The organism is Xanthomonas sp. WHRI 8932A (genome assembly GCF_035012785.1).
Taxonomy (GTDB): Bacteria; Pseudomonadota; Gammaproteobacteria; order Xanthomonadales; family Xanthomonadaceae; genus Xanthomonas.
In genome coordinates this window covers 235,447-259,375 of sequence record NZ_JAYGQQ010000001.1, presented here as the reverse complement: position 1 = coordinate 259,375, position 23,929 = coordinate 235,447, and the positions used below count along the sequence as shown (strand labels likewise).

Below are 23,929 nucleotides of genomic sequence, written 5' to 3'. Positions count from 1 at the left end.
ACCTCAAGCTGGCCAAATGAGAGGGGCTCTCATTTGGCGGGAATGGAGAATCGGGAATCGGAAATGGGGTGCAGGGCCGCAAGATCTGGGGCCTCTGCAGGATCGGGAGGCTCAGTACCCGTCAGCCGCTGCGACGCCGCTTCTAACGATTCCCCATTCCCGATTCCCGATTCCGGCCTCACCGATACCCCGCCGCCTGCAGCTCGAACAGCTCCGCATAGCGCCCGCCCTGCGCCATCAGTTCCGCATGGGTGCCGTTGGCTTCGATGCGCCCGTCGGCCAGCACCAGAATGCGGTCGGCCATGCGCACGCTGGAGAAGCGGTGCGAGATCAGCACCGCAGTGCGGTTGTCGGACAGCTCCTTGAAGCGCTGGAACACCTCGAACTCGCTGCGCGCATCCAGGGCGGCGGTGGGTTCGTCCAGGATCATCAGCTGCGCATCGCGCATGTAGGCGCGTGCGATGGCGATTTTCTGCCATTGCCCGCCGGACAGATCCACGCTGTTCTTGAAGCGGCGGCCGATCAATTGATCGTAGCCATCGGGCAGGCTGTCGATGAGCTCGCCAGCCATTGCGCGCTGCGCAGCGGCCTGGATGCGCGGCGCATCGTCCATCGCATCGACCTGGCCCACGCCGATGTTCTCGCCCACGCTCAGGTGGTAGCGCACAAAGTCCTGAAAGATCACGCCCAAGTTGGCGCGCAAATCGTCCAGATCGTAGTCGCGCAGGTCCTGCCCATCGAGCAGGATGCGGCCTTCGTCGGGGTCGTACAGCCGCGCCAGCAGCTTGACCAGGGTGGTCTTGCCGGCGCCGTTTTCGCCAACCAGGGCCAGCACTTCGCCGGCGCGCAGTTCGAAATCCAGATGCCGCACCGTCCACGTCTCGGCGTCCGGATAACGGAAGCCCACATCCTGGAACACGAAACCCTGGCGGATCGGCCGCGGCACCGGCAAGGCGTTGGGGCGCGAGCGGATTTCCGGCACGATATTGAAGAACGAATACAGATCGTCCAGATACAAGGCCTGGCCGGCAACCTGCGAAAACCCGATCAACAGACCTTCCAGCAACTGACGCAGACGCAGGAAGCTACCGGCCAGAAAGGTCAGGTCGCCGATGCTGAAATCCCCGCGCACCGTGCGCCAGGCGATGTAGCCATAGGCCATGTAGTAGCCCAGCGTACCCAGCGCCGCCAGTAACGCACCCCACGACGCACGCTTGCGCGCCAGTGCGCGGTTGGCCTGGAAGAACTTGTCGGCCAGGCGGCGATAACGCGCGATCAAGAAGCGGTGCAGGTTGAGGATTTTGACTTCTTTTGCGGTCTCCACGCTGGCGCCGACCTGGCGCAGGTAATCGAGCTGGCGGCGCTCCGGCGTCCACTGGAAGTTGAGCGAATAGCCCAGCGCATTGAAATGCGCCTCGCCGATGAAGGCCGGGATCAGCGCCACCGCCAGCAGCACGATCAACCACGGCGCATACACCACCAGCCCCACCGCCAGGCTGATTACGGTGATTGCATCCTGCACCTGGCCGAACAACTGGCTCATCAGGTTCATGCGGTTCATGGTCTGACGCCGCGCGCGATCCAGCTTGTCCTGGCGGTCGGGGTCTTCGAAATCTTCCAGATCCAGTTGCGCGGCATGCTCCATCAGTCGCACGCTGGCTGCGTTATTGAACAGCTCCGACAACAGCGCATCGGCATAACCGACCATGCGCCCGAGCAGGTCCGAGCCGATCGCCAGCGCCAATTCCAGCGCCAGCAATTCCAGCAAGCGGTTCAAGCGCCCGCTGCTCAGCGCCTGCGTAAAGGACTCGAATGCCGGCGGCTGGCCGACCAGGTGAATCGCCTCGTCGATGATCAATTTGCCGATGTAGAGCGTGGCCACCGGCATCAGCGCGCGCAGCACACGCAGGCCGATGCTGCTGGCGCTCAACCAGCGGCTGGTCTGCCAGATCTGGCGCAGGAACGGGGGCAGATTACGCAGCGCATCCAGGCGCTCGCGCAGGGTAGGGCCGGTACGAGGGGCGGCAGGCGCAGTAGCGCTGGAACGGGAAGCTGACATCGCACTAGTGTGCCGCGCGCGGCGTCGGTGCGGAGTGTTGGGCCGCTAGCCGGGGAGGACGTGCACGCATCGCAGCGGCCGGCAATACCTGCCGCTCGACACAATGCCTTGGCCAGCCGCGACAGCAGCGCCACCGCCTGTGCGGGTCGAGTTGGGCCGCACAGGCCTGCAGGCGTTCGTCTAGCGTGGTGGCAATACGAGAGGCTTTCCAGGGCGGCACGGCCGTTGGAGGTCCATTCGGTCTTCTGCACGTGCCCGTGTTCCGTGCGGCGTGCTGCGATGTCGCAGCGTCTCCTGCGCCCTCGCAGGTCGGCTGCCATCGTCGCCGGCCCCAGTCAATCGCTTCAATAGATGCCAGATCCGGCCGCGGCCGTGGTTTGCTCTAAAATGTGCGGATTGCCCCCGCCAGCCGTAGAGCCAGCCGTGACCTCGATCAAGCAGGAAGACCTCATCCAGTCCGTCGCCGATGCGCTGCAGTACATCAGCTACTACCACCCGGTCGACTACATCAAGAATCTGTCGGCCGCCTACGAGCGCGAAGAATCGCCGGCCGCCAAGGACGCCATCGCGCAGATCCTGATCAACTCGCGCATGTGCGCCGAAGGCCACCGCCCGATCTGCCAGGACACCGGCATCGTCACCGTGTTCCTGGAAATCGGCATGAACGTGCGTTGGGACGACGCGACCATGGGCGTGGAAGACATGGTCAACGAAGGCGTGCGCCGCGCCTACAACCATCCGGACAACAAGCTGCGCGCCAGCGTGCTGGCCGATCCGGCCGGCAAGCGTGCCAACACCAAAGACAACACGCCGGCAGTGGTCAACACCAAGATCGTTCCGGGCGACCATCTGGACGTGATCGTCGCGGCCAAGGGCGGCGGCTCGGAGGCCAAGAGCAAGTTCGCCATGCTCAATCCGTCCGATTCCATCGTCGATTGGGTGCTCAAGACCGTGCCGACCATGGGCGCCGGCTGGTGCCCGCCGGGCATGCTCGGCATCGGCATCGGCGGCACTGCCGAAAAGGCGATGCTGCTGGCCAAGGAAGCGCTGATGGAGCCGATCGACATCGTCGACCTGCAGGCGCGTGGCGCGTCCAATCGTGCCGAGGAACTGCGTCTGGAGCTGTACGAAAAGGTCAACGCGCTCGGGATCGGCGCGCAGGGCCTGGGCGGCCTGACCACGGTGCTCGACATCAAGGTCAAGGACTATCCCACCCATGCCGCCAACTTGCCGGTGGCGCTGATTCCCAACTGCGCCGCCACCCGCCACGCTCACTTCACCCTGGACGGCAGCGGCCCGGTGATGCTGGACCCGCCGTCGCTGGAAGACTGGCCCAAGCTCACCTACAACCCGACCAACGCGCGCCGGGTGAATCTGGACACCATCACCCGCGAAGAAGTCGCCAGCTTCAAGCCGGGCGAAGTGGTCCTGCTCAACGGCAAGCTGCTGACCGGCCGCGACGCCGCGCACAAGCGCATGATCGACATGCTCAATCGCGGCGAAACGTTGCCGGTCGACTTCACCAATCGCTTCATCTATTACGTCGGCCCGGTCGACCCGGTGCGCGATGAAGTGGTCGGTCCGGCCGGCCCGACCACCGCCACCCGCATGGACAAGTTCACCCGCCAGATGTTGGAACAGACCGGCCTGCTCGGCATGGTCGGCAAGTCCGAGCGCGGCGATGCGGCCATCGATGCGATCCGCGACAACAAGGCTGTCTACCTGATGGCGGTCGGCGGCTCGGCGTATCTGGTGTCCAAGGCGATCAAGGCCGCCCGCGTGCTGGCGTTCGAAGACCTCGGCATGGAAGCGATCTACGAGTTCGAGGTCAAGGACATGCCGGTCACCGTGGCGGTGGATTCCACCGGCGAATCGGTGCACAAGACCGGCCCGCGGTTGTGGCAGTCACGTATCGGCAAGATTCCGGTGGTGGTGGAGTAACCGCGTTAGAGCAGCTAATAAAACTACTGTGCAGCCGCCAGGCGGGCGCGGCCGGTGCTCGGAATCCTCATGTACCACTCGTACACTCCGGTTCTGAGCGCGCCGTCCACACCCACCTGACGACTGCTCGCTACGTTTTGTTAGCCACTCTTAGTACCGACTGCGCAGCCCGTCAGCAAGGCGGGCTGCCAGTTGGTGCAAGACGTACGCGGACACGCGGGTGTGTTTTCTCCGCACTGTCTGCATCCGGCTGACGACCGTGCACGCCAGTGCGGTCGTCAGGCTTGATGTGGAATGGCGAGGCGATGACACGTCTTGCTGTTTGCCGCAGATAACCGGGCAGATGGAGGCGGTTGTCGGCAGCGGGTCTAGTGCTGTCGGGAGGCGGAGCATCTGCGACCTCTCGACAAAGGAAGACCGGTGTTGCCCTACGCGAACCGGCTATGCTCGCTGCACTGGCCGGTAACTCAAGGAGAACAGGAATGCTCCGACTCGTCTGTATCGCGTTGTTGTTGTGCCTGAGCCTGAGTTCGGCGGCGCAGCAGCAAAAGGCACCCACGGTGTTGTTTCCCTCGCGCAACTACGCGCCGCCACCGGCCGCCCCGGGGCCGTTCGCAGAGCGCAAGCCGCTCAGGACAAACGACACCGCGACTCGGTTCAACGGACCCTCGGCTGCGGATCGCTGCATCGCGCAGTGCAACAGCAGCGCCCGACAATGCCGCGCCGACCGACCCAGCGAGTCCAGTTGCAGCAGCAGGGCAGCACCGCGTGGAAAGCGCTGCGACGACGTACAAAATCCGGCGCAACGGGCCAACTGCATGGCGCAAGTCTTCGACTGCACCCAGCAGAGCGACGACAATCGCTGCGAACCGCGCAAGCTCGCCTGCCTGCGCGCCTGTACCAATTGACCCGAGAGCCCGCATGGCCGCTACGCTTTATCACACCCCCAGTACCGCCGCCCTGGTCGTCCATTGGCTGCTGATCGAATTGGACGTTGCCCACGTGCTGCATCCGCTGGATTTCGAGCGCGGCGAGCAAAAGGCGCCGGACTATCTGGCGCTCAACCCGGCCGGTGTGGTGCCGACGCTGGTGCTGGACGGTCAGGTGTTGACCGAAGCGGCCGCGATCGCCATGCACCTGGCCGATCTTTACCCACAGGCCGGGCTGGCGCCGCCGGTCGGCACGCCCGAGCGTGCGGCGTACTACACGTGGATGTTTTTCTGCGCCAATACCTTGCAGCCGGCCTATCGCGCCTGGTTCTACCCGCACGAGCCGGCCGGCGCTGCGCACGCCGATGCGGCGCAGGCCCAGGCACGCAACAGACTGGAAGCGGCCTGGACCCAGGTCGATGCGCATCTGCAGGAACACGGGCCCTATCTGCTCGGCCAAACGCTGTCGGCCGCCGATTTCATGCTGACCATGTTGATGCGTTGGTCGCGCAACATGCCGCGTGCGACCGATACCTGGCCGGCACTGAAGAAGCATGCGCAGCGGATGAAGGCCCGGCCGGCGTTCCAGGAAACCTACCGGCGCGAAGGCCTGACTGACTGGACGTGACCGCGGCGCGCACGCTAAAGCGAAGTAGTGCGTCGATAGCGCCGGTAGAGTCCGTTTGGTTATGCCCGCTGGGGTGTACGATCGCGCGACACACCAGAGAACAGGGGCTCTACCATGTTGCAGTCCGTATCCCGTCGCAAGCTGTTGCAATGCGCATGTTGCGCACCGGTGGCCGCGGCCGCCGCGTCGTTGCCATTTTCGTTGCGCGCCGCGCCCAGCAAGAAAACCGATTTGAATGCCGAGCAGGCGCTGCAGACCCTGCGTGACGGCAACGCTGCGTTTGTCGAGAACCGTCCCAAGAAGGTGATCTCCGACGGCAAGCGCCGCTTGGAACTGGCGCTGGGCCAGACCCCGTTCGTCATCCTGGTGTCGTGCTCGGATTCGCGCGTGCCGCCGGAGCTGCTGTTCGGTCGCGGCCTGGGCGAGATGTTCATCGTTCGCAACGCCGGCAACACCGTCGATACCACGGCATTGGGTTCGATCGAATATGCGGTGAGCCAGCTCGGCGTGCCGCTGGTGGTGGTGATGGGCCACGAGAGCTGCGGCGCGGTTGCCGCCGCGGTGTCGGTGGTGGAGCAGGGCGCGTTCTTCCCCGGCGCGATCGGCGCCATGATCGAACCGATCGTCCCGGCCGTGCTGACCGCCAAGAAGAATGGTGGCGACGACCTGCTCGCAGCGTCGGTCAAGGCCAACGTCAAGCGCACGGTCGACCGCCTGCGCGGTGCTTCCGAACCCGCCTTGCTCGAACCGCTGAGCGCAGGCGCATGCCGCGTCGTGGGGGCTTACTACACCCTCAAGGACGGCAAGGTGGATTTCTTCGACGTCTGAGTCGGCGCATGAAAAGCGGCAGTAGCGATCCTCCACACGCCTGCCGACCGCCATCGTCATCGCCACAAAAAAAGCCGGCAGCAATGCCGGCTTTTTTGTGGCGATCTTCTGTGGACGCGGCGCCGATGCAGCACCGGCGCGGCAACGTTCGCGGGAGGCGATGGGTGCGTGTCTACACCCGCGCAGCCCGACATCGACGCGTCAGAACCACTCCAGCAACGACACGCCCAGGCCGATATAGGTGGCCTTGTGGTTGTAGTCGATCAGGCTTTCGCCGTAGCCGTCGAACACCTGCACATGGCCGCGCAGCAGGTTGGTGATGGGGAAGCCGTAATCCAGCTGCACCGAGCCATGCGAGCGGTCGCCGCCACGCAGCGAATGCCGCGCGATCAACGCAAATTCATGCCCATCCTTGTTGTAGACCAGGGTGGCATCGCCGCGACCCATGTAATCCTCGATGTCGGGATTATTGTCGTCGGCACGGTCTTCCTTGATGCGGAACCACGGGCGCAATGTCAGCGCCCAGTTTTCGCGATCCAGACCGATGTTGAGGATCACCCGGTTCCAGGAACGCGACAGCGGATCTTCGCGGCCGTTGGACATGTGGTTGAGGCTGATGCCGCTCATGCGGCCCTTCCAGCCGAACAGGCTGTAGTTGTTGCGAAACACCAGCATCGCTTCCGGCTCGTAATTGGTCTCGCGGAACGGGCGCGATGCATCGGAGTTGTAGGCCTGCCACCGCGAGCTCTGGGTGTAGCCCATCCAGATGTCGCCGTTGTCGCCGAACAGGTCTTCGACCACCTTGGTCTTGAAGCTCAGCTGGAACTTCAGCTCGGCGCTGTCCAGCTGCTGCGGCGTGCTGACCGAGTTGGCCGGATTCGGCGATTGCGGGGTACGGTTGGTGTCGCTGGTCCAGAACGCCGGCAGCAGATAGACCGGCTTGTAGCCACGCAGCTGAAACGTGCCCAGCTTGGAGTCCTTGGCCAGTTCCCAGCGGCGATCCAGCAGCGAGCCGCGGCCGGCATTGGCGACCGCTTCTTCCTTCGGCTGCTCCTGGACGTCGGCGCGAAAGAAATCGCCCAGACGGCTGCTCTTTGGGCTGTCTTCCGCCTTGGCAGCCTGCTTGGCCAATTGCGCTGCGGCATCTGCCTCCTGCACCGCCTGCGGGGTGTAGCCCAGCGCCTGGTCGTAACACGCCAGACGCGCGGCATCCGAGGTCACGGACGTGCAGGCCTGCGGCGATGCGGGTTGCGGAGCGATTTCCTGCCCATGCGCCAGCGGCGCGGCGGCCAGGGCGATCAGCATCAGGGGACGGGTGCGGTGCTTGGGCATGGGCATGGGCAGTCTGGCCGAGTGTAGGCGCCAGGCAGGCGCATCAGGCGCGTAGCTTAACGGTCGCGTCTGCATACGCGATGTGTACACGGTGGCATAACATCTGCGGCGGGTCGACTAAACAGGTGTCGCGACGCTCACCGGGTCGCTGCTGCTGCGGGTTCTGCACGCTTGCAGCGACGGTGGCCGCGCCGGCTTGGGACCTTTGACTGCTGCGTCAGAAGAACCAGGCGATCGCAAACACGCCCAGCATGCACAGGCCCAGCGCCAGCTTGGTGGCCGTGCCCAGCATGATCCCAACCCAGGTGCCGAAGCCGACCTTGGTGGCCTGGCCAGTCTTGCGGGTCTGGTAGTACTCGCCCAGCCACGCGCCGGCAAACGGGCCGACGAACAAGCCGATCGGCATGAAGAAAATACCGGCGATGGCGCCGAGCACCGAGCCCCACATCGCCATCTTGCTGGCCCCCACGCGCTGCGCGCCGTACAGGGTGGCCAGGAAGTCGATGACAAAAGACAGCGCGGTGATCAACCCGAGGATCACCAGCGCGACCCAACCGACATGGGTGAACCCGTCGGCCCAGGCGGCCACCAGCAGCCCGGCAAAGACCAGCGGCAAGCCCGGCAGCGCGGGCAGGATGACGCCGGCAAGGCCCACCAGCACCAGCACGCCAGCCAGCACGTAATAAACGACAGTCGTGTCCATGATGGTTTAGAAATGTCCTATTTCAGGCTTTACAAGAATACGCAAGGGATGCTTGAAAATTGGTTTTGTGCGGGTTAAGTTGCAGCCGCTGCTGTTTGCAAAGGTCACCGTGAATCGTGGCCTGATGCGGTAGATCGCCCGATCCGCTACATCTCTTGTACCTCGCTTCCTCCTTGCAATCACAGCCGCCACCGCCAGTCCATCACAGTGTCGTAGGGAGTCAGTCGAGATGTCCAATATCGAACGCGAGAATGGTGTCGTGAAGTGGTTCAACGATGCCAAGGGCTTTGGATTCATCAGTCGCGAAAACGGCGAAGACGTCTTCGTCCATTTCCGCGCCATCCAGATCCAGGGCTTCAAGAGTCTCAAGGAAGGGCAGAAGGTCAGTTTTACCGTCGTGCAAGGTCAAAAAGGCCTGCAGGCCGATGCGGTGCAGCTGGTCTGAGCCACGGCACCGGGGTAATACATCACGCGCCCAGCAAAAAGGCCCGTTGCCGGGCCTTTTTGTTGTCTGCACGTTGGCGGCAGCCGCTGCTTAGCGCAGCACCACCTTGCCGTTGACCACCCGCACGTAGGCGTTTTCGCGCACGCCGGCCAGGTCGCGCTGGTTGACCACGACCACGCGGCCATCGTCCATGCGCACCTGCACGTCGAAGCTGTCGCTGGTGACGTTGTTCTGGATGGCGTTGCCCGCCAGCGCGCCGGCAGCGGCACCGGCCACGGCCGACACATTCTTGTTGCCCTTGCTGCCGCCGGTTTCCTTGGAGATCTGGCGGCCGGCCACTGCGCCGACGATACCGCCGAGCACCGCGCCGGTGCCGGTGGGGGCGGAGCGGGTGGGGCCGACTTCATCGATACGGGTCACGATGCCGCAATCCACGCAACGCGGCGCCGGCTGGGAATAGCCCTGGTCGTAGCCGCGGTCGCCGCGATAGCTGCCGTACTGGGGCTGGGACGTGGCGCAGCCGACCAGTGTCGCGGTTGCAGCCAGGCCAATAACAAGCAGTCGGGTCTTCATGAAATATCTCCGGAGGGTTCTGAAGGCGGTCAGGGCCGCGGCGACGTCATCCTGTGTTGGTCCAGGTGAACGGTCTGCCAACTGGATCACTCCAGGCTTAACGAAACCCGAGCGCCGCCTTCATCCAACCTCATCGAAAGTCGCGGTGACACGCCTCGCAGGCCTCTGAAATCTGCCGTTTGATCGGTACGAACGCGGCGCAGCTGGACGGCGCGCTGCGCTGCGCCTGCTCCAGTGCGACACGCAGTGCCTGGGCATGTTCGCCGAAGCGGCGGTCCTCGCCGATCTGTGGAAATGCCGGTTCCAGTTCGTCGGCCAGCAAGCGCAGCGATTGCAGCCGCGCCAGTTGCTGCGCGGGTGTGCATTCGGTGCCCGGCGGCGGCTGCAATGCGCGCAATTGGTAGTCCAGCACGTGCATCAGGCTGTCGGGTACCGGGTCGCGCCGTGCCTGCAGCACACGCGCCACCATCACGGTTGTGATCAGCCCGATCAACACACCCAGCACTAGCATGAACGCGTAACGGGCAGCGCGGGATTGGTTGGGAGGTGTGGCGGACATGGTGAGCTGCTCCGGCAGGAAGGCGTGCGATGGGGCGGACGCGCGGGAGGTGGCGCGCGTAAAATAGGCCGATGAAAGCACAATGGCGTGAACGCTTTGCCGGTATCGACCGGCTGTACGGAGTCGGCACGGTGGAGCGGCTGTCCGCCTGCCGCGTGGCAGTGGTCGGCATGGGCGGGGTGGGCTCGTGGGTGGTGGAGGCGCTGGCACGGACCGGCGTCGGGCATCTGCGCCTGATCGATGCCGACGACCTGTGCGTGTCCAACACCAATCGGCAATTGCCGGCGCTGGCCGGGCAGTACGGGCGCAACAAGGCGCGGGCCATGGCCGAGCGCTGCGTTGCGATCAACCCGGAGATCGAGGTCGATGCGGTGGAGGCGTTTCTCACCACCGGCAATATCGAAACGCTGCTGGGCGATGGCCTGGATCTGGTGATCGATGCCTGCGACAGTTTCCGGGTCAAGGTGGAAACCATCGCCTGGTGCCGCCGTCGCAAGCTGCCGCTGCTGACCGTGGGCGCCGCCGGCGGGCGCACAGATCCCACCCTGGTGCGCGTGCGCGATGTCTCGCGCACCGAACACGATGCGATGCTGGCGCTGATCCGCAAGAAGCTGCGTAGCGATTTCAATTTCCCCAAGAATGCGCAGCGCTATTTCGGCGTGCCGGCGGTGTACTCGCTGGAAAACGTCAAATACCCGCAGGCCGATGGCAGCGTGTGCGGCATTCGCCCACAGCTCGATGCCGATGCCACGCTCAAGCTGGATTGCGGTGCCGGGCTGGGCGCGGCCACGCATATCACCGGCACGTTCGCGTTTGTGGCGGTGGGCAAGGCGCTGGAGATGTTGCTCAAGCCCAAGGCCGTTGCGTCCAAGCCGCTAGCCGAGGTTGCTGCCGCGTCGCCATAACTGCACGCGCGCGCTGCGGCGGCAGCTGGCCTATCAGCCCGGCAAGCCGAACAAGGCGCGCGAGTTGGCCGTGGTTTGCGTTGCGATGTGTTCGGCGTCTTCGCCGCGCAGCTGCGCGATGCACGCCAACACCATGCGCAGAGCGGCCGGCTCGTTGCGCGCACCACGGATGCTGGCATCGGGTTGATCGGGTGCGTCGGTTTCCAGCAGCAGGTGCTGCAATGGCATGGTCGCCGCCAGGCCGCGCAGGCGATTGGCGCGTGGGTAGGTGACCGGGCCGCCCAGGCCGATCATGAAATCCAGCTTCCACAACTGCTGCGCCTGCTCGGGGCTGCCGGCAAAGCTATGCACCACGCCGCGCAGGCCGCCAATGGCCTTGATGCGCGCGATGACTTCTTCGGTGGAGCGGCGCGCGTGCACGATCAGCGGCAGGTCGAAGCGTTTGGCCAGGCGCAATTGCCCATCGAAGTAGTCGCGCTGGGCCTGCGCGTCCAGGCCCTCCAGATAGAAATCCAGCCCGCATTCGCCGATCGCGCAGGGGCGCTCGCGTTCGATCCACTCGGCCAGCAGTTCCAGATGTTCGGGGCGGTGCTGATCGAGAAAGATCGGATGCAGGCCATAGGCCGGATGCAGCCCTGGAGCCTGCGTGCACACTGCGCGCAGGTTCGGCCAGCTGGCCGCGGTGATCGCCGGCACTACTTGTTGTACGACGCCGGCCGAGCGCGCGCGGGCAACCACCGCAGCGCGGTCCTGGTCGAATTCGCTGGCGTCCAGATGGCAATGGCTGTCGATCAACTGCATCAGTCGCGGCGCACCGGTGCCGGCAGTGGCGCCTTGCGGGTTTTCCAGTTCGCCAGCAGCAGCGTGGTCAGGCCGAACAGCAATTCGTCCAAAAACGGGACTGGGTCGGGCAACGCTACATCGACCAAAAACAACGCCGCAGCCAGCTTGAACAGCGTGGGATAGCGCAGCTTGGCCGCCCAGTCCAGGGCACGTGCGGTCAGAGGATTTCGCATGCGAGAGCTCCGGCTGTTAGAAGTGCATGAAGTAACCGCTAGCTGAACTTAACCGCGGCGTTCATGAGCGAGGGCGTTTTCGTTCAGGGTTCACGTGCTGGAATCACGCCGTCAACAACGCGGCACGTCCGCAGGGAGCTGGTCATGAAGAGCAACACGACAACTATACTGGTCGCTGCCGGTGCCTTGCTGGTAGGAGGCGTGGCCACTGCCGCCTTCATGAATAACCGTCCGTCGTCGGGCGACTTCGTCGCCAACGGCCAGCCGGCGCCGCGCGGTCTGGAATACGCCGATGTGGTCAAGGTCGCACCGATCACCCAGCGCGAGCCGCAGTATGCGCAGGTCGTCAACAGCGCCGCAATCCGCGAAACCACCACCAGTTCTTCGCCGCGCGAAGTATGTCGCGACGTGGTGGTGCAGGAACGTCTGCCCGAGCGCGATGGCAACGTCGGCGGCACCGTCGCAGGCGCAGTGATCGGTGGCCTGCTGGGCAACCAGGTGGGTGGCGGTAATGGCCGCAAGCTGGCGACCGTTGCCGGCGCTGTCGGTGGTGGCATGGTCGGCAATCGTGTGGACCGCAACCATGTCGGTGGCCGCGTGGTGGATCGCACCGAGCGCCAGTGCCATACCGAAAACGCCAATTCGAGCTCGTCGCGTGTGGTGGGCTACGACGTGACCTACCGCAATGCCGACGGCACAACCGGCACCATGCGTATGGACAGCAAGCCGGGCGAGCGCATTTCGCTGGGCGATGCCGACAACGTGGTGGCCTACGACGTGACCTACCGCTACGACGGTTTCGAAAAGACCGTGCGGATGAACGACAAGCCGGCGAGCGATCGTCTGGCCGTGGTCGATGGTCAGCTGGTGACCCAGACCGCCTCGACGGCGGGCGATCCCGGCGTCCGTCAGGACGCGGTGAGCACCCGTCAGTAATCCGCAGGGATCGACATCACTGCAACGAGAGAGCCGGCATTGCCGGCTCTTTTCGTTTCAGCCCAGCGAGCTGCCGCACGCACACCACGATGCTGGGTCGTGAACTGGCAGATAATCGCCGCCTCTCCTGTGGTGGAAACCAGCATGCCGGTGCGTCCCGATGATCTGTTCGATGTACGAGCGCTGCTGACCGACGAGGAGCGGGCGGTGCAGGATGCCGTCGCGCGTTTTACCGATGCCCGGGTACTGCCGGCGATCGGCGATGCCTTCGATGCGGGGCGGTTCCCACGCGAATGGGTGCCGGAACTGGCGCAGTTGGGATTGCTCGGCGCCAGCCTGCCGGTCGGCGATGGCGGTGCGGGTCTGGGGGCGGTGTCCTATGGGTTGATCTGCCAGGAACTGGAGCGCGGCGACAGCGGTTTGCGCAGTTTCGTCAGCGTGCAGTCCTCGCTGTGCATGTATCCCATCCATGCCTATGGCAGCGACGCGCAACGCCAACGCTGGTTGCCGGAGATGGCCGCCGGCCGGGTGATCGGCTGCTTCGGCCTGAGCGAGGCGCAAGGTGGCTCGGACCCGGCGGCGATGACCACCCGTGCGGTGCGCGACGGCGACGGCTGGCGCTTGAACGGCGCCAAGATGTGGATCACCAACGGCAGCATCGCCAGCCTGGCTGTCATCTGGGCGCATACCGACGATGGCGTGTGCGGTTTTCTGGTCGACACCGACAGCCCCGGGTTCAGTGCGCAGGACATCACCCACAAGATGAGCCTGCGCGCGTCGGTCACTTCGGCGCTGTTCCTGGACAACGTGTTCGTGCCCGAGCAGATGCGCCTGCCGAACGCGGCCGGGTTGAAGGCGCCGCTGGGCTGCCTCAACCAGGCGCGTTACGGCATTGCCTGGGGCGCCATCGGTGCAGCGGTGGCCTGCCTGCGCGAGGCGCTGGCCTACGCGGGCGAGCGCATCCTGTTCGGCCGGCCGCTGGCGGCCACCCAGAGCGCGCAGATCAAGCTGGCCGACATGGCGCGACGGATCTCCACCGCACAGCTGCTGGCGCTGCAGCTTGGCCGTTTGAAGGAGGCCGGGACGTTGCGACCGGAACAGATCTCGCTGGCAAAGTGGAATAATTGCCGCATGGCGCTGGACGTGGCACGCGAATGCCGCGATCTGCTGGGGGCGGCCGGCATCACCACCGAACATGTGGCGATCCGGCATGCGCTCAACCTGGAATCGGTGATTACTTACGAGGGCACCGAAACCGTGCATCAGCTGGTGGTGGGACGTGCGCTGACGGGACTCAACGCGTTTTAACGAGGAGTAGGTGTTGATCGGCAAGGATGTGATGCGGCGCCTACGCGGCGTCTTCTGGACGGTGTGCGGGATCTGCGCGATTGCCGCAATCGCGATACCGCCGGCGCAGGCGAACGAGGCGCCGAGCATGGCGCCGGCACCGGCATGGGTGGTCGCCGATGCGGTGCCCGACAGCGTGCCGGGCGCGAGCGGATTGCGCTATGAACTGGTCTCCGATCAGGTCGATCTGACCGGCCCTGCGGCGCGCGCGTATCGGCGGCTGAGTTATACGGTGCAGCGGGCCAAGAGTCTGGACGAGGCCGGGCAGATCTCCATCGACTACCAGCCGCAGTATCAGACGTTGCAGCTCAACAGCCTGGATGTCTGGCGCGCGGGCCAGCGCATCGACATGCGTAGCCGCGCGCATTACGCCAAGCTACGCCGCGAAAGCGGCCTGGAAGAAGGCTTGATCGATGGCGCGCTGACGCTGTCGATCACTTTGCCGGACCTGCGCGTCGGCGACCGGGTGGATTACGGGGTGACCATCACCGGCAGCAACCCGGTGTTCGGCAAGGGCTATTACGACATCTTCGATGCGCGCTACGGCGTGCCGCTGGGCGAACGCCGGATTCGTGTGCGTTATCCCGCCGACATGGCCTTGCAGTGGCGCATCAGCGCGCCAGGCTTCAGCCGCAATGTCAGCAGTGCCGATGGGGTCACGCTGTTGAACATCGGGGCAAGCAATATCGCCGCGGTGCAGGAGGAAAAAGGCGCTCCCGACGATGTGGATCCGTATGGCGTGATCGAAGTGTCCACTGCCGGAAACTGGGCGAATGTGGCCGCATGGGCCGCGCAGTTGTATCCGGATGCGTTCAAGGATGCGCAGGTGTCCGCCAGCATGAGGCAGAGCCTGCGGCTGCACAGCGACGATGCGCAGGGCGCGTTGTTGCGCGCGGTGGCCTTCGTGCAGGGCGAGATCCGCTACGTCGGCCTGGACATGGGCGAAAACTCGCACGCGCCGCATGCGCCGGAAGTGACGTTGCGCAACCGCTATGGCGACTGCAAGGACAAGGCGACCTTGTTGATTGCGTTGTTGCAGCTGGCCGGCATCCGCGCCGAACCGGTGCTGGTCAGCAGCGACAAGGGCGCCGCACTGGACAAGCGCCTGCCCAGCCCCTACGCCTTCGACCATGTGGTGGTGCGCGCACATCTGCCGCAGGGCGATGTGTGGGTGGACGCCACGCGCGACCGCGAGGACGGCCCGCTTGCGCAGCGTCGGCCGCTGCCGTTCGTACGTGGATTGCCGGTCCTGGCCGGGCAGGACGCCCTGGTCGACGTACCGGCGCCGATGCCGACCTTGCCGCAGGTGGATGTCATCGAAGACATCGCGATTTCGCTGCGCAAACCGCAGCGCGTCGCCACTTTCAGCGTGGACACCACGTATCGGCAGGGACGCGGTGAACGGGTGACATCGAGTTTCGAAAACGATGGCGCGCAAGCGATGGGCGAGCGCTATCTGGAGTTCATGCAGCAGTACTACACCGCGCTGACACAGGTCGATGCGCCGACCATCGACGATAGCGATGCATTGAATGTGCGCACGCACGAAACCTATCGGCTGGAATGGCCGGTGGCAGAAGGCGATGAAGTGGGTTTTCCGCTGTTTCAGCTCGGCGACTGGATGGATAGCTTGCCCAAGGAGGCGCGCAAGAGCCCGTTGGTGCTGCGCGGGCCGCAGCTGGCGCGGCAGACCGTGCGCGTGCAGAGCGACCCGGTGACGAAAGTGGATGCAGACACGCAGAGCGTGAGCAACCCCTGGTTCCGCTTCTCGCGCACGATTGCGATGCGCGATGGGCGCATTGAAATTGTCGGCGAATGGCAGCGCTTCGCCGACCGCATTCCCGCTAACGGGGTGGAGCGTGCGGCGGCCGATATGGAGCGTGCGCGCGACCTGCTGTACTTCAATCACGACCTCAAGCCGCAGCGGCGCAAGCAACCGACCGATTGGCGGGCGCTGAGCTATCCGCTGGTCGGGTTGCTGGCCTTGATCGTGCTGGTGCTGGGTTGTCTGGCCTGGTGGCGTGGCGGTGGGTTGGGCGGCCTGTTGTTCGACCCGCACGGCACGGTGCAGCGCATGCCGCAGCAGGTCGGGCTGCGGCGCAGTGCCTTGGCGGTGTTTGCTGTGACCACGCTGGTGTCGGCGTGGATGTGGCTGCATGGGCTGCCATGGTGGATGCAGCTGGCCGGTGCTCTGGCCGTGGGCGCGGTGCTGGTACTGGGCTGCGTGCTGCTCAAACAGTTGTTGCGCTGGATGGGCAGCGCGGCGCAGGTCGCGTGGCTGCTGCCGGCAATGGCGGGCAGCGTCCTGCCATGGCTGGTGTGCGTGCTCGCCGGGCTGGCGGCGCTCAAGGGCAAGCCGGCCCTGCTGCAAAGCGGTGCCAGCGATCCGGCCGGCATGGCGCAGTTGTCGATGTGCGTGCTGCTGTTGATGCTCGGCGGCCTGTGGTGGTCGGTGTGCTCGGTGCAGGCCGTTGCCGGTGCCACCGGGTGCGGACGCACGCGCGCCTTCGGTGCCTGGGCATTGACGCTGTCGCTGCTGGGTGTGGTGATCGCCGTGCTGGGCGTGCCGGTGGCGATCGTGGCGACGGGGTGAGATGGGCAATCGCTGCTGCAGCCGGACTGGCGATTGCAGTGCACGCACCGGTGGCGGCAGGCGGCTGCCGATGCGTGCAAAGGGCTTTGCAAAGGCGCACGGGGCTGTGACACTGCCAGCCCCCTCGTCGTTGTCGCGGAGCCAGCTTGATGTCGACCGTGCGTCCCCCGTTGACCGTGCATGGCATGTCCAGTTCCGGCAACTGCTACAAGGTGCGTCTGCTGCTGGAGCAGCTGGGTAGCCGTTATCACTGGGTCGAAGTAGACAGCGTGGCGGGGCAGACCCGCACGCCCGAGTACCTGGCCAAGAATCCCAACGGCAAGGTGCCGATGGTGGAACGCGACGACGGCCGCGTGCTGACCGAATCCAACGCGATCCTGTTCTGGCTGGCCGAAGGCACGCCGTACCTGCCCACCGATGCGTGGCAACGTGCGCAGGCGCTGAGCTGGATGTTCTTCGAGCAATACAGCCACGAACCGTATCTGGCGGTGGCGCGCTTCATTAGCGTGTGGACCCCGCGCGATGCCGCGCGCCGCGCCGAATTGCCGCAGCTGCGCGCGCGCGGCGACCAGGCGCTGGCGGTGATGGAACAGCATCTTCAGCAGCACGCCTGGTTCACCGGGAGCGACTACGGCATCGCCGACATCGCGCTGTTTGCGTACACGCATTGCGCCGAAGACGGCGGTTTCGATCTGGAGCGCTGGCCGGCGATCGGTGCCTGGCTGCAACGCGTGCGGGCGCTGTCGGGCTTCGTGCCGATGCCCGCACGTGCGGCGGTGGCGGCATGAGTCGGCAGGAGCGCTGAGCATGTGCGGATTGGCAGGAATGCTGCTGGCGTCGCCGCGTCTGCATGGCGAGCAGCTCGACGCGCTGGTGCGACCGATGGGGGCGGCCTTGCGTCATCGCGGGCCGGACGATGCAGGTACCTGGTGCGATGCGCAGGCCGGCGTGGCCCTGGCGCACCAGCGGCTGAGCATTCTGGATCTGTCGCCGCTGGGCCATCAGCCGATGCGTTCGGCCGACGGCCGCTATGTGCTGGCCTACAACGGCGAGGTCTACAACTTTGCGCAACTGCGTGCCGCACTGGCTGCGCTCGGGCATCGCTTCCGCGGGCATTCCGATACCGAAGTGCTGCTGGCAGCGGTGGTGGAATGGGGGCTGGACGACACCTTGACCCGCTGCAATGGCATGTTCGCCATCGCACTGTGGGACGAGCGCGACAACTGCCTGTTCCTGGCGCGCGACCGTGTCGGCAAGAAGCCGCTGTACTACGGCTGGGCCGGCGACACGCTGGTGTTCGGTTCCGAACTCAAGGCGCTGTGGCAGCACCCGGATTTCGACAATGGGGTCGATCGCGACGCGCTGACCTTGCTGCTGCGGCTGGGCTACATCCCGGCGCCTGCCTGCATCCATGAGCGCACCTTCAAGCTGATGCCCGGCCGCGTGTTGCGGATGGATGCGCAGACCGTGGCGGCAGGTGCGGCCGCGCATCGTCCCGATCAGGCGCAACAGCCGTTCTGGAATGCGCGCGAAGCGATGCAGCGCGCCCTGGCAGCCCCATTTACCGGCACCGATGCGCAGGCCGAGGAACAACTCGATGGCGTGCTGCGCGATGCGGTGGCGCTACGCATGGTGGCCGACGTGCCGGTCGGCGTGTTCCTGTCCGGCGGCACCGACTCGTCCATCGTCACCGCGATGATGCAGGCGCAAAGCAGCCAGCCGGTGCACACCTTCAGCATCGGCTTTGAAGGCTCGCATCACGATGAAGCGCCGCTGGCGCGCGAAGTGGCCACGCATCTGCATACCGACCACACCGAGCTGTACGTCAGCGGTGCCGATGCATTGGCGGTGGTGCCGACCTTGCCGGACATGTTCGACGAGCCCTTCGCCGATGCGTCGCAGGTGCCGACCGCGCTGGTGGCACGCCTGGCACGCGGCGGCGTGACCGTGGCGCTGTCCGGCGATGGCGGCGATGAATTGTTCTTCGGCTATGGCCGCTACCAGCGTGCGCTGCGCAACTGGCGCATGCACGGCCTGGTGCCTGGCCCGTTGCGTCGCCTGATGGCGGTGGCGGCGCGCAGCAATGGCGAATCCTCGCGTACCGGCGGGCTGGCCGCGCTGGTGGCCGAGGCCGGCGCGCGCGGCATCGGCGACATCTACCGCAATCGCATTTCGCGCTGGCGCGACCCGGCCGCAGTGGTGCTGGGCGCCACCGAGCCGGACAGTTTCTACAGCCTGGCCGACCCGCTGCACGGCTCCGGCACGCCGGCCGACGCGATGATGCTGGCCGATTTCGCCGCGTATCTGCCCGACGACCTGTTGTGCAAGGTCGACCGCACCACCATGGCGGTGGGGCTGGAAGCGCGTGCACCGCTGCTGGACTGGCGCGTGGCCGAATTCGCCTGGTCGCTGCCGCTCTCGCTCAAGTACCGCGACGGGGTCAGCAAATACCTGCTCAAGCGCGTGCTGTGCCGCTATCTGCCCGACCCGATGGTCTACCGCGGCAAGCGCGGCTTCGGCGCGCCGGTCAGTGCCTGGCTGCGTGGCGATTTGAACGGCTGGGCGGACGATCTGCTGGCGCACGGCACGTTGGAGCGCGAGGGCGTGTTTGCCGCCGACACCGTGGCCGGACTATGGCGCGACTTCAACGGTGGCGAACGCAAATGGCATACGCACCTGTGGACGGTGCTGATGTTCCAGGCCTGGCAGGCGCACTGGCGCGAACAACGCGCGGCGATGACGCGCTGACCGTGATCGTGGCGATCAACCGTCCCTAGGTGCGGGAGATGGCGTTGCTGCGCCCGCGTGGAGTGTGACGCTGGACGCCGCGGCTTGAAGATCAGGCCGGGTAGGAGCGGAGCGTCAGCGCCTTGCAGGCGAAATCCTCGTGATCCGCGCGCCGTCGATGCGTGCGCCGACGGTTGAGCCGCCGGTGCCGGGCGGCGTTTCACCAACTCTGAGCACGGGGCTGGGTAGGGTGGGGCCCTGATTCCACGGAGCGTCCCCCATGAGCAAGATCACTATAGCCGTCCTGGTCGGCAGCCTGCGCGCTGAGTCGTACAACCGTCAGCTGGCGCGCGCGCTGGAGCATCTGGCTGGCGACAAGGCCGTGTTCGAGTATGTGGAAATCGGCGATATCCCGCTGTACAACCAGGACCACGACGGCGACTACCCGGCCGAGGGCACGCGCCTGAAGCAGCAGATCCGCGCGGCCGATGCGGTGTTGTTCGTCACGCCCGAGTACAACCGTTCGATTCCCGGCGTGCTCAAGAACGCCATCGACACCGGCTCGCGTCCTTACGGCGACAGCGCGTTTAGCGGCAAGCCGGCAGCGGTGGTCGGTATCTCGGTCGGCGCGATCGGTACCGCGACTGCACAGCAGCATCTGCGCAATGTGCTGGCCTATCTGAACATGCATGTGCTGGGCCAGCCGGAGGTCTTCCTGCAGTACAAGGACGGCCTGTTCGGCCCGGACGATCAGATTGCCAATGCCGACAGCCGCAAATTCCTGCAGAGCTTTGTCGATGCGTTTTTGGGCCTGGTCGCGCACCTCAAGCATTGAGTTGATCACAGCGTTGTCGCGGCGGGTGTGAGCTCGCCGGGCAGCCTGGCCAGGCTGCTGAAAGCCAGGCAGGGCAAGGGTCGCGGCTGCTGCGACAGCGCTCGCGTACAAGGGTGATGCACTGGCTGTCCACCAGTTATCCACAGAGTTGTGCATGGTCGTCGGCGCCGTCGATGACTATGCTTCCTGCCCTCGTCTCCCCGCGTCAGGTTTGTTCGTCCATGTCCGCTCGTCCTGGTTTCCGTTCCAAGCGCAATCGTGATCGCGACGACGACGATTACGATCGTCCCGAGCCGCGTCTGGACCAGTTGCGCGTGCCGCCGCATTCGGTCGAAGCCGAACAGGCTGTGCTTGGCGGGCTGATGCTGGCACCGGAGGCATTCGACCGGGTCAACGACCAGCTCACCGATAACGATTTTTACCGGCGCGACCACCGGCTGATCTACCGCGCGATTCGCGAGTTGAACGAGAAAGACCGTCCGTTCGACGCGGTCACGCTGGGCGAGTGGTTCGAGTCGCAGGGCAAGCTGGAGCAGGTGGGCGATGGCGCGTATCTGATCGAGCTGGCCAGCACCACGCCGTCGGCCGCCAATATCGCCGCGTACGCGGAAATCGTGCGCGACAAGGCCGTGCTGCGGCAGCTTATCGAAGTGGGCACCACCATCGTCAACGATGGCTTTCAGCCGGAAGGACGCGAGAGCGTGGAGCTGCTGGCATCGGCGGAAAAAGCGGTGTTCAAGATCGCCGAAGCAGGCGCGCGCGGGCGCACCGATTTCGTGGCGATGCCGGGCGCATTGAAGGACGCGTTCGAAGAGCTGCGCAACCGGTTCGAAAACGGCGGCAACATCACCGGCCTGCCGACCGGCTACACCGACTTCGATGCGATGACCGCCGGCCTGCAGCCGACCGATCTGATCATCCTGGCCGCGCGTCCGGCCATGGGCAAGACCACGCTGGCGCTGAACATCGCCGAATACGCTGCGATCAAGTCCAAGAAGGGCGTGGCGGTATTTTCGATGGAAATGTCGGCATCGCAGCTGGCGATGCGTCTGATCTCCTCCAACGGCCGCATCAATGCGCAGCGTCTGCGTACCGGTGCGCTGGAAGACGAGGATTGGGCGCGCGTGACCGGCGCGATCAAGATGCTGAAAGAAACCAAAATCTTCATCGACGATACGCCGGGCGTGTCGCCAGAAGTGCTGCGTTCCAAGTGCCGCCGGCTCAAGCGCGAACACGACCTGGGCCTGATCGTCATCGACTACCTGCAGCTGATGTCGGTGCCGGGCAACAGCGAAAACCGCGCGACCGAAATTTCGGAAATCTCGCGTGGTCTCAAGGGCCTGGCCAAGGAACTCAACGTACCGGTGATTGCGCTGTCGCAGCTCAACCGCTCGCTGGAAACCCGTACCGACAAGCGCCCGGTGATGGCCGACTTGCGCGAATCCGGCGCAATCGAGCAGGACGCCGACATGATCGTCTTCATCTACCGCGACGATTACTACAACAAGGAAAATTCGCCGGATAAGGGCCTGGCCGAGATCATCATCGGCAAGCACCGTGGCGGACCGACCGGCTCGTGCAAGCTCAAGTTCTTCGGCGAATACACCCGCTTCGACAATCTGTCGCACGACTCGGTGGGCAGCTTCGAGTAAGTGCCTTGCCAGCGCTGCCTGCGGTCGTGGGCGGCGGTTGAACGGCACTGGCGCGGCAACGCTTGCGCCTCCATCCATGAGCGCGCGCGGCGATATCGATATCGATGTCGCTGCGGTCACGCGTGAGCGATCCACTGCCGCGCAACGTGTGCTGCCGGCGGACGACCCGCATGTCGGAGTGGGCCGGGCATCGCGCCATCGTTGCGTGCGCTGGCTTATGCTGCGCAGCCTCACCGCCGCTGCCGAGTTCGCATGTCATACGCCATCGTCTGGTTCCGTCGCGATCTGCGTCTGCAGGACAACCCGGCCCTGCGCGCTGCGCTGGATGCCGGGCATGACCCGATTCCGCTCTACATCGACGCACCGCACGAAGAAGGCGAGTGGGCGCCTGGCGCGGCTTCGCGCAGCTGGCGGCATCGTTCGCTTGCGGCGCTGGACAACGCGCTGCGTGCGTTGGGGAGCGGCCTGGTCATCCGTGCCGGCAACAGTGCGCAGGTGCTGGATGAGGTGATCGCGCAGACCGGCGCAGTGGCGGTGTATTGGAACCGCAAATACGAACCGGCCACCCAGCCGCGCGATGCGCAGATCAAGCGCAGCCTGCGTGAGCGCGGCATTGAGGTGCAAAGCTGCAATTCCGCGTTGCTGTTGGAGCCCTGGCAGTTGTCGACGCAACAGGGCGGCCCGTACAAGGTTTTTACCCCGTTCTGGCGCAACGCGCTGACCCAGTTGCAGCTGCCCACTGCCGTGCCGGCGCCGCGCAGTTTGCCGCCGTTGCCGGCGAAGTTGAAAACCGTTGCGCTGGAGTCGCTGGAGTTGCTGCCGCGCTTAAACTGGGACCAAGGATTCTGGGAGCACTGGCAGCCCGGCGAGGCCGGTGCGCATGAAATGCTGGAGATCTTCATCGATGGTGCGCTCAACGGGTATCGCGAAAACCGCGACCGTCCCGATCGCGTCGGTACCTCGCAACTGTCGCCGCATCTGCATTTCGGCGAGATCGCCCCGTGGCGGATTGCCAGCACACTGGAAGCGCATCGCAATGCGCGCAATGGTGCCGAGATCGATGGCTACATCCGCCAGCTGGGTTGGCGCGATTTTGCCTACCACCTGCTGCATCACTTCCCGGACACCACCAATCAGAATCTCAACCCGCGCTTCGAAGGGTTCGACTGGGCCAAGGTCGATCCGGTCGCATTGCAGGCCTGGCAACGCGGCCGCACCGGCATTCCGATCGTCGATGCAGGCATGCGTCAGCTCTGGCACACCGGGTGGATGCACAACCGTGTGCGCATGATCGTGGCCAGTCTGCTGTGCAAGCATCTGCGCGTGCACTGGATCGAAGGCGCGCGCTGGTTCTGGGACACGCTGGTGGATGCGGACCTGGCCAACAACACCATGGGCTGGCAATGGGTGGCCGGCACCGGTGCCGATGCCGCGCCGTACTTCCGCGTGTTCAACCCGGTCACGCAGGCAGAAAAATTCGATCCGCAGGCCACCTACATCACGCGCTGGGTGCCCGAACTCGGCAAGCTCGCGGTGAAGGAACGCTTCGCCCCGTGGCTGCATCCGTTGTCGCTCGCACGCTTCGCACCGGAGTATCCGCGTACACCCATCATCGGCCTTGCAGAAGGGCGCGATGCGGCGTTGGCCGCCTATGCAAAGACGCGGGGCTGACTGCGGCGCGTGTGCTGCGGCATGTGCGTGTGCGTCTGCAGTGCAGGTAAGTCGCAACGCCCAACGCGCCCTCGATGCAGTCGCGTTGCAGCGCAGGCAGCTGCAATTTTCGTCATGTTTTCGCACGTAGTCACCGAAAACGTTTTCCTGAATGGACGGCTATCCGCACGTCATCCATGGCCATTTTCATCATGCGCCAGTCGCGTTGGCCTGTTTATCCTCGCCACCACGATTGAGTGCCGGATGTTCC

The 23,929-nt window shown here is 65.1% G+C and carries 21 protein-coding genes and 1 other RNA gene; 15 read left to right on the top strand and 7 right to left on the bottom strand.

What is annotated here, in order from left to right; translation table 11 throughout:
• Nucleotides 1–178: 178 nt before the first annotated feature.
• On the bottom strand, nucleotides 179–2,059 hold the full coding sequence (locus VC212_RS01155) for an ABC transporter ATP-binding protein (RefSeq protein ID WP_115527466.1): 1,881 nt from the start codon (nucleotides 2,057–2,059) through the stop codon (nucleotides 179–181).
• Between the two features lie 423 nt (nucleotides 2,060–2,482).
• On the opposite strand from VC212_RS01155, the gene VC212_RS01150 reads away from it, so the two are divergent.
• The 5 genes from VC212_RS01150 to VC212_RS01130 all read left to right on the top strand — a co-directional run bounded on the left by VC212_RS01150 (nucleotide 2,483) and on the right by VC212_RS01130 (nucleotide 6,385).
• On the top strand, nucleotides 2,483–4,000 hold the full coding sequence (locus VC212_RS01150; protein ID WP_055845008.1) for a fumarate hydratase: 1,518 nt from the start codon (nucleotides 2,483–2,485) through the stop codon (nucleotides 3,998–4,000).
• A 69-nt stretch (nucleotides 4,001–4,069) separates the two neighbouring features.
• Nucleotides 4,070–4,146: non-coding RNA, sX9 sRNA (locus VC212_RS01145), on the top strand.
• A gap of 297 nt (nucleotides 4,147–4,443) precedes the next feature.
• The gene (locus VC212_RS01140; RefSeq protein WP_323514105.1) at nucleotides 4,444–4,908 is read left to right on the top strand and encodes a hypothetical protein; all 465 of its coding nucleotides are present in this window, start codon (nucleotides 4,444–4,446) and stop codon (nucleotides 4,906–4,908) included.
• Nucleotides 4,909–4,921: 13 nt separating this feature from the next.
• Nucleotides 4,922–5,557, top strand: a complete 636-nt coding sequence (locus VC212_RS01135; RefSeq protein WP_323514104.1) for a glutathione S-transferase family protein — start codon at nucleotides 4,922–4,924, stop codon at nucleotides 5,555–5,557.
• Between the two features lie 189 nt (nucleotides 5,558–5,746).
• The gene (locus VC212_RS01130) at nucleotides 5,747–6,385 is read left to right on the top strand and encodes a carbonic anhydrase (protein WP_193552589.1); all 639 of its coding nucleotides are present in this window, start codon (nucleotides 5,747–5,749) and stop codon (nucleotides 6,383–6,385) included.
• A gap of 201 nt (nucleotides 6,386–6,586) precedes the next feature.
• Here VC212_RS01130 and VC212_RS01125 read toward each other — a convergent pair whose 3' ends face one another.
• Both VC212_RS01125 and VC212_RS01120 read right to left on the bottom strand, forming a co-directional pair.
• Nucleotides 6,587–7,717 (bottom strand): phospholipase A, encoded by a 1,131-nt coding sequence (locus VC212_RS01125; protein ID WP_115553413.1) that lies wholly within the window; start codon nucleotides 7,715–7,717, stop codon nucleotides 6,587–6,589.
• A gap of 217 nt (nucleotides 7,718–7,934) precedes the next feature.
• Complete coding sequence (locus VC212_RS01120) at nucleotides 7,935–8,420, bottom strand: DUF456 domain-containing protein (protein ID WP_115553414.1); 486 nt, start codon at nucleotides 8,418–8,420, stop codon at nucleotides 7,935–7,937.
• A gap of 229 nt (nucleotides 8,421–8,649) precedes the next feature.
• Here VC212_RS01120 and VC212_RS01115 point away from each other — a divergent pair, with 229 nt between their 5' ends.
• The gene (locus VC212_RS01115; protein WP_055844995.1) at nucleotides 8,650–8,865 is read left to right on the top strand and encodes a cold-shock protein; all 216 of its coding nucleotides are present in this window, start codon (nucleotides 8,650–8,652) and stop codon (nucleotides 8,863–8,865) included.
• A 90-nt stretch (nucleotides 8,866–8,955) separates the two neighbouring features.
• Here VC212_RS01115 and VC212_RS01110 read toward each other — a convergent pair whose 3' ends face one another.
• Nucleotides 8,956–9,438, bottom strand: coding sequence for a glycine zipper 2TM domain-containing protein (locus tag VC212_RS01110; RefSeq protein WP_055844992.1), 483 nt, complete (start codon nucleotides 9,436–9,438; stop codon nucleotides 8,956–8,958).
• Nucleotides 9,439–9,568: 130 nt separating this feature from the next.
• Nucleotides 9,569–9,997 (bottom strand): hypothetical protein, encoded by a 429-nt coding sequence (locus tag VC212_RS01105; RefSeq protein ID WP_323514103.1) that lies wholly within the window; start codon nucleotides 9,995–9,997, stop codon nucleotides 9,569–9,571.
• A 71-nt stretch (nucleotides 9,998–10,068) separates the two neighbouring features.
• On the opposite strand from VC212_RS01105, the gene VC212_RS01100 reads away from it, so the two are divergent.
• Entirely contained in the window at nucleotides 10,069–10,902 is an 834-nt protein-coding gene (locus VC212_RS01100) for a tRNA threonylcarbamoyladenosine dehydratase (protein ID WP_323514101.1), read from the top strand.
• A 33-nt stretch (nucleotides 10,903–10,935) separates the two neighbouring features.
• On the opposite strand, the gene VC212_RS01095 is transcribed toward VC212_RS01100, so the two are convergent.
• Entirely contained in the window at nucleotides 10,936–11,703 is a 768-nt protein-coding gene (locus VC212_RS01095) for a TatD family hydrolase (protein ID WP_323514100.1), read from the bottom strand.
• On the bottom strand, nucleotides 11,703–11,918 hold the full coding sequence (locus tag VC212_RS01090; RefSeq protein ID WP_115512099.1) for a DUF6116 family protein: 216 nt from the start codon (nucleotides 11,916–11,918) through the stop codon (nucleotides 11,703–11,705). Before VC212_RS01090 ends, VC212_RS01095 begins: the two co-directional genes overlap by 1 nt.
• A 144-nt stretch (nucleotides 11,919–12,062) precedes the next feature.
• Between VC212_RS01090 and VC212_RS01085 the strand changes: the two genes are divergently transcribed.
• The 8 genes from VC212_RS01085 to VC212_RS01050 all read left to right on the top strand — a co-directional run bounded on the left by VC212_RS01085 (nucleotide 12,063) and on the right by VC212_RS01050 (nucleotide 23,679).
• Nucleotides 12,063–12,854 (top strand): glycine zipper 2TM domain-containing protein, encoded by a 792-nt coding sequence (locus tag VC212_RS01085; protein ID WP_115553418.1) that lies wholly within the window; start codon nucleotides 12,063–12,065, stop codon nucleotides 12,852–12,854.
• A gap of 132 nt (nucleotides 12,855–12,986) precedes the next feature.
• A complete protein-coding gene (locus VC212_RS01080; RefSeq protein ID WP_323514275.1) occupies nucleotides 12,987–14,162 on the top strand; it encodes an acyl-CoA dehydrogenase family protein in 1,176 nt (391 codons plus the stop codon).
• Nucleotides 14,163–14,250: 88 nt separating this feature from the next.
• Entirely contained in the window at nucleotides 14,251–16,794 is a 2,544-nt protein-coding gene (locus VC212_RS01075; RefSeq protein ID WP_323514274.1) for a DUF3857 domain-containing protein, read from the top strand.
• 149 nt (nucleotides 16,795–16,943) lie between these two features.
• On the top strand, nucleotides 16,944–17,582 hold the full coding sequence (locus VC212_RS01070; RefSeq protein WP_323514099.1) for a glutathione S-transferase family protein: 639 nt from the start codon (nucleotides 16,944–16,946) through the stop codon (nucleotides 17,580–17,582).
• A gap of 19 nt (nucleotides 17,583–17,601) precedes the next feature.
• Nucleotides 17,602–19,542, top strand: coding sequence for an asparagine synthase (glutamine-hydrolyzing) (gene asnB / locus VC212_RS01065; protein ID WP_055844972.1), 1,941 nt, complete (start codon nucleotides 17,602–17,604; stop codon nucleotides 19,540–19,542).
• A 259-nt stretch (nucleotides 19,543–19,801) separates the two neighbouring features.
• Complete coding sequence (locus tag VC212_RS01060) at nucleotides 19,802–20,356, top strand: NADPH-dependent FMN reductase (protein WP_115512096.1); 555 nt, start codon at nucleotides 19,802–19,804, stop codon at nucleotides 20,354–20,356.
• A gap of 221 nt (nucleotides 20,357–20,577) precedes the next feature.
• The gene (locus tag VC212_RS01055) at nucleotides 20,578–22,008 is read left to right on the top strand and encodes a replicative DNA helicase (RefSeq protein WP_055844967.1); all 1,431 of its coding nucleotides are present in this window, start codon (nucleotides 20,578–20,580) and stop codon (nucleotides 22,006–22,008) included.
• Nucleotides 22,009–22,260: 252 nt separating this feature from the next.
• Entirely contained in the window at nucleotides 22,261–23,679 is a 1,419-nt protein-coding gene (locus VC212_RS01050; RefSeq protein WP_115512095.1) for a deoxyribodipyrimidine photo-lyase, read from the top strand.
• Nucleotides 23,680–23,929 lie beyond the last annotated feature (250 nt).

Excerpts from the sequence above, each read along its gene's own strand:
- VC212_RS01120 (WP_115553414.1), bottom strand. The coding sequence starts at position 8,420 with ATGGACACGACTGTCGTTTATTACGTGCTGGCTGGCGTGCTGGTGCTG.
- asnB (WP_055844972.1), top strand. The coding sequence starts at position 17,602 with ATGTGCGGATTGGCAGGAATGCTGCTGGCGTCGCCGCGTCTGCATGGC.
- VC212_RS01110 (WP_055844992.1), bottom strand. The coding sequence starts at position 9,438 with ATGAAGACCCGACTGCTTGTTATTGGCCTGGCTGCAACCGCGACACTG.
- VC212_RS01050 (WP_115512095.1), top strand. The coding sequence starts at position 22,261 with ATGTCATACGCCATCGTCTGGTTCCGTCGCGATCTGCGTCTGCAGGAC.
- VC212_RS01055 (WP_055844967.1), top strand. The coding sequence starts at position 20,578 with ATGTCCGCTCGTCCTGGTTTCCGTTCCAAGCGCAATCGTGATCGCGAC.
- VC212_RS01095 (WP_323514100.1), bottom strand. The coding sequence starts at position 11,703 with ATGCAGTTGATCGACAGCCATTGCCATCTGGACGCCAGCGAATTCGAC.
- VC212_RS01105 (WP_323514103.1), bottom strand. The coding sequence starts at position 9,997 with ATGTCCGCCACACCTCCCAACCAATCCCGCGCTGCCCGTTACGCGTTC.
- VC212_RS01125 (WP_115553413.1), bottom strand. The coding sequence starts at position 7,717 with ATGCCCAAGCACCGCACCCGTCCCCTGATGCTGATCGCCCTGGCCGCC.
- VC212_RS01060 (WP_115512096.1), top strand. The coding sequence starts at position 19,802 with ATGAGCAAGATCACTATAGCCGTCCTGGTCGGCAGCCTGCGCGCTGAG.
- VC212_RS01155 (WP_115527466.1), bottom strand. The coding sequence starts at position 2,059 with ATGTCAGCTTCCCGTTCCAGCGCTACTGCGCCTGCCGCCCCTCGTACC.
- VC212_RS01070 (WP_323514099.1), top strand. The coding sequence starts at position 16,944 with ATGTCGACCGTGCGTCCCCCGTTGACCGTGCATGGCATGTCCAGTTCC.
- VC212_RS01135 (WP_323514104.1), top strand. The coding sequence starts at position 4,922 with ATGGCCGCTACGCTTTATCACACCCCCAGTACCGCCGCCCTGGTCGTC.
- VC212_RS01100 (WP_323514101.1), top strand. The coding sequence starts at position 10,069 with ATGAAAGCACAATGGCGTGAACGCTTTGCCGGTATCGACCGGCTGTAC.
- VC212_RS01090 (WP_115512099.1), bottom strand. The coding sequence starts at position 11,918 with ATGCGAAATCCTCTGACCGCACGTGCCCTGGACTGGGCGGCCAAGCTG.
- VC212_RS01140 (WP_323514105.1), top strand. The coding sequence starts at position 4,444 with ATGCTCGCTGCACTGGCCGGTAACTCAAGGAGAACAGGAATGCTCCGA.
- VC212_RS01085 (WP_115553418.1), top strand. The coding sequence starts at position 12,063 with ATGAAGAGCAACACGACAACTATACTGGTCGCTGCCGGTGCCTTGCTG.
- VC212_RS01115 (WP_055844995.1), top strand. The coding sequence starts at position 8,650 with ATGTCCAATATCGAACGCGAGAATGGTGTCGTGAAGTGGTTCAACGAT.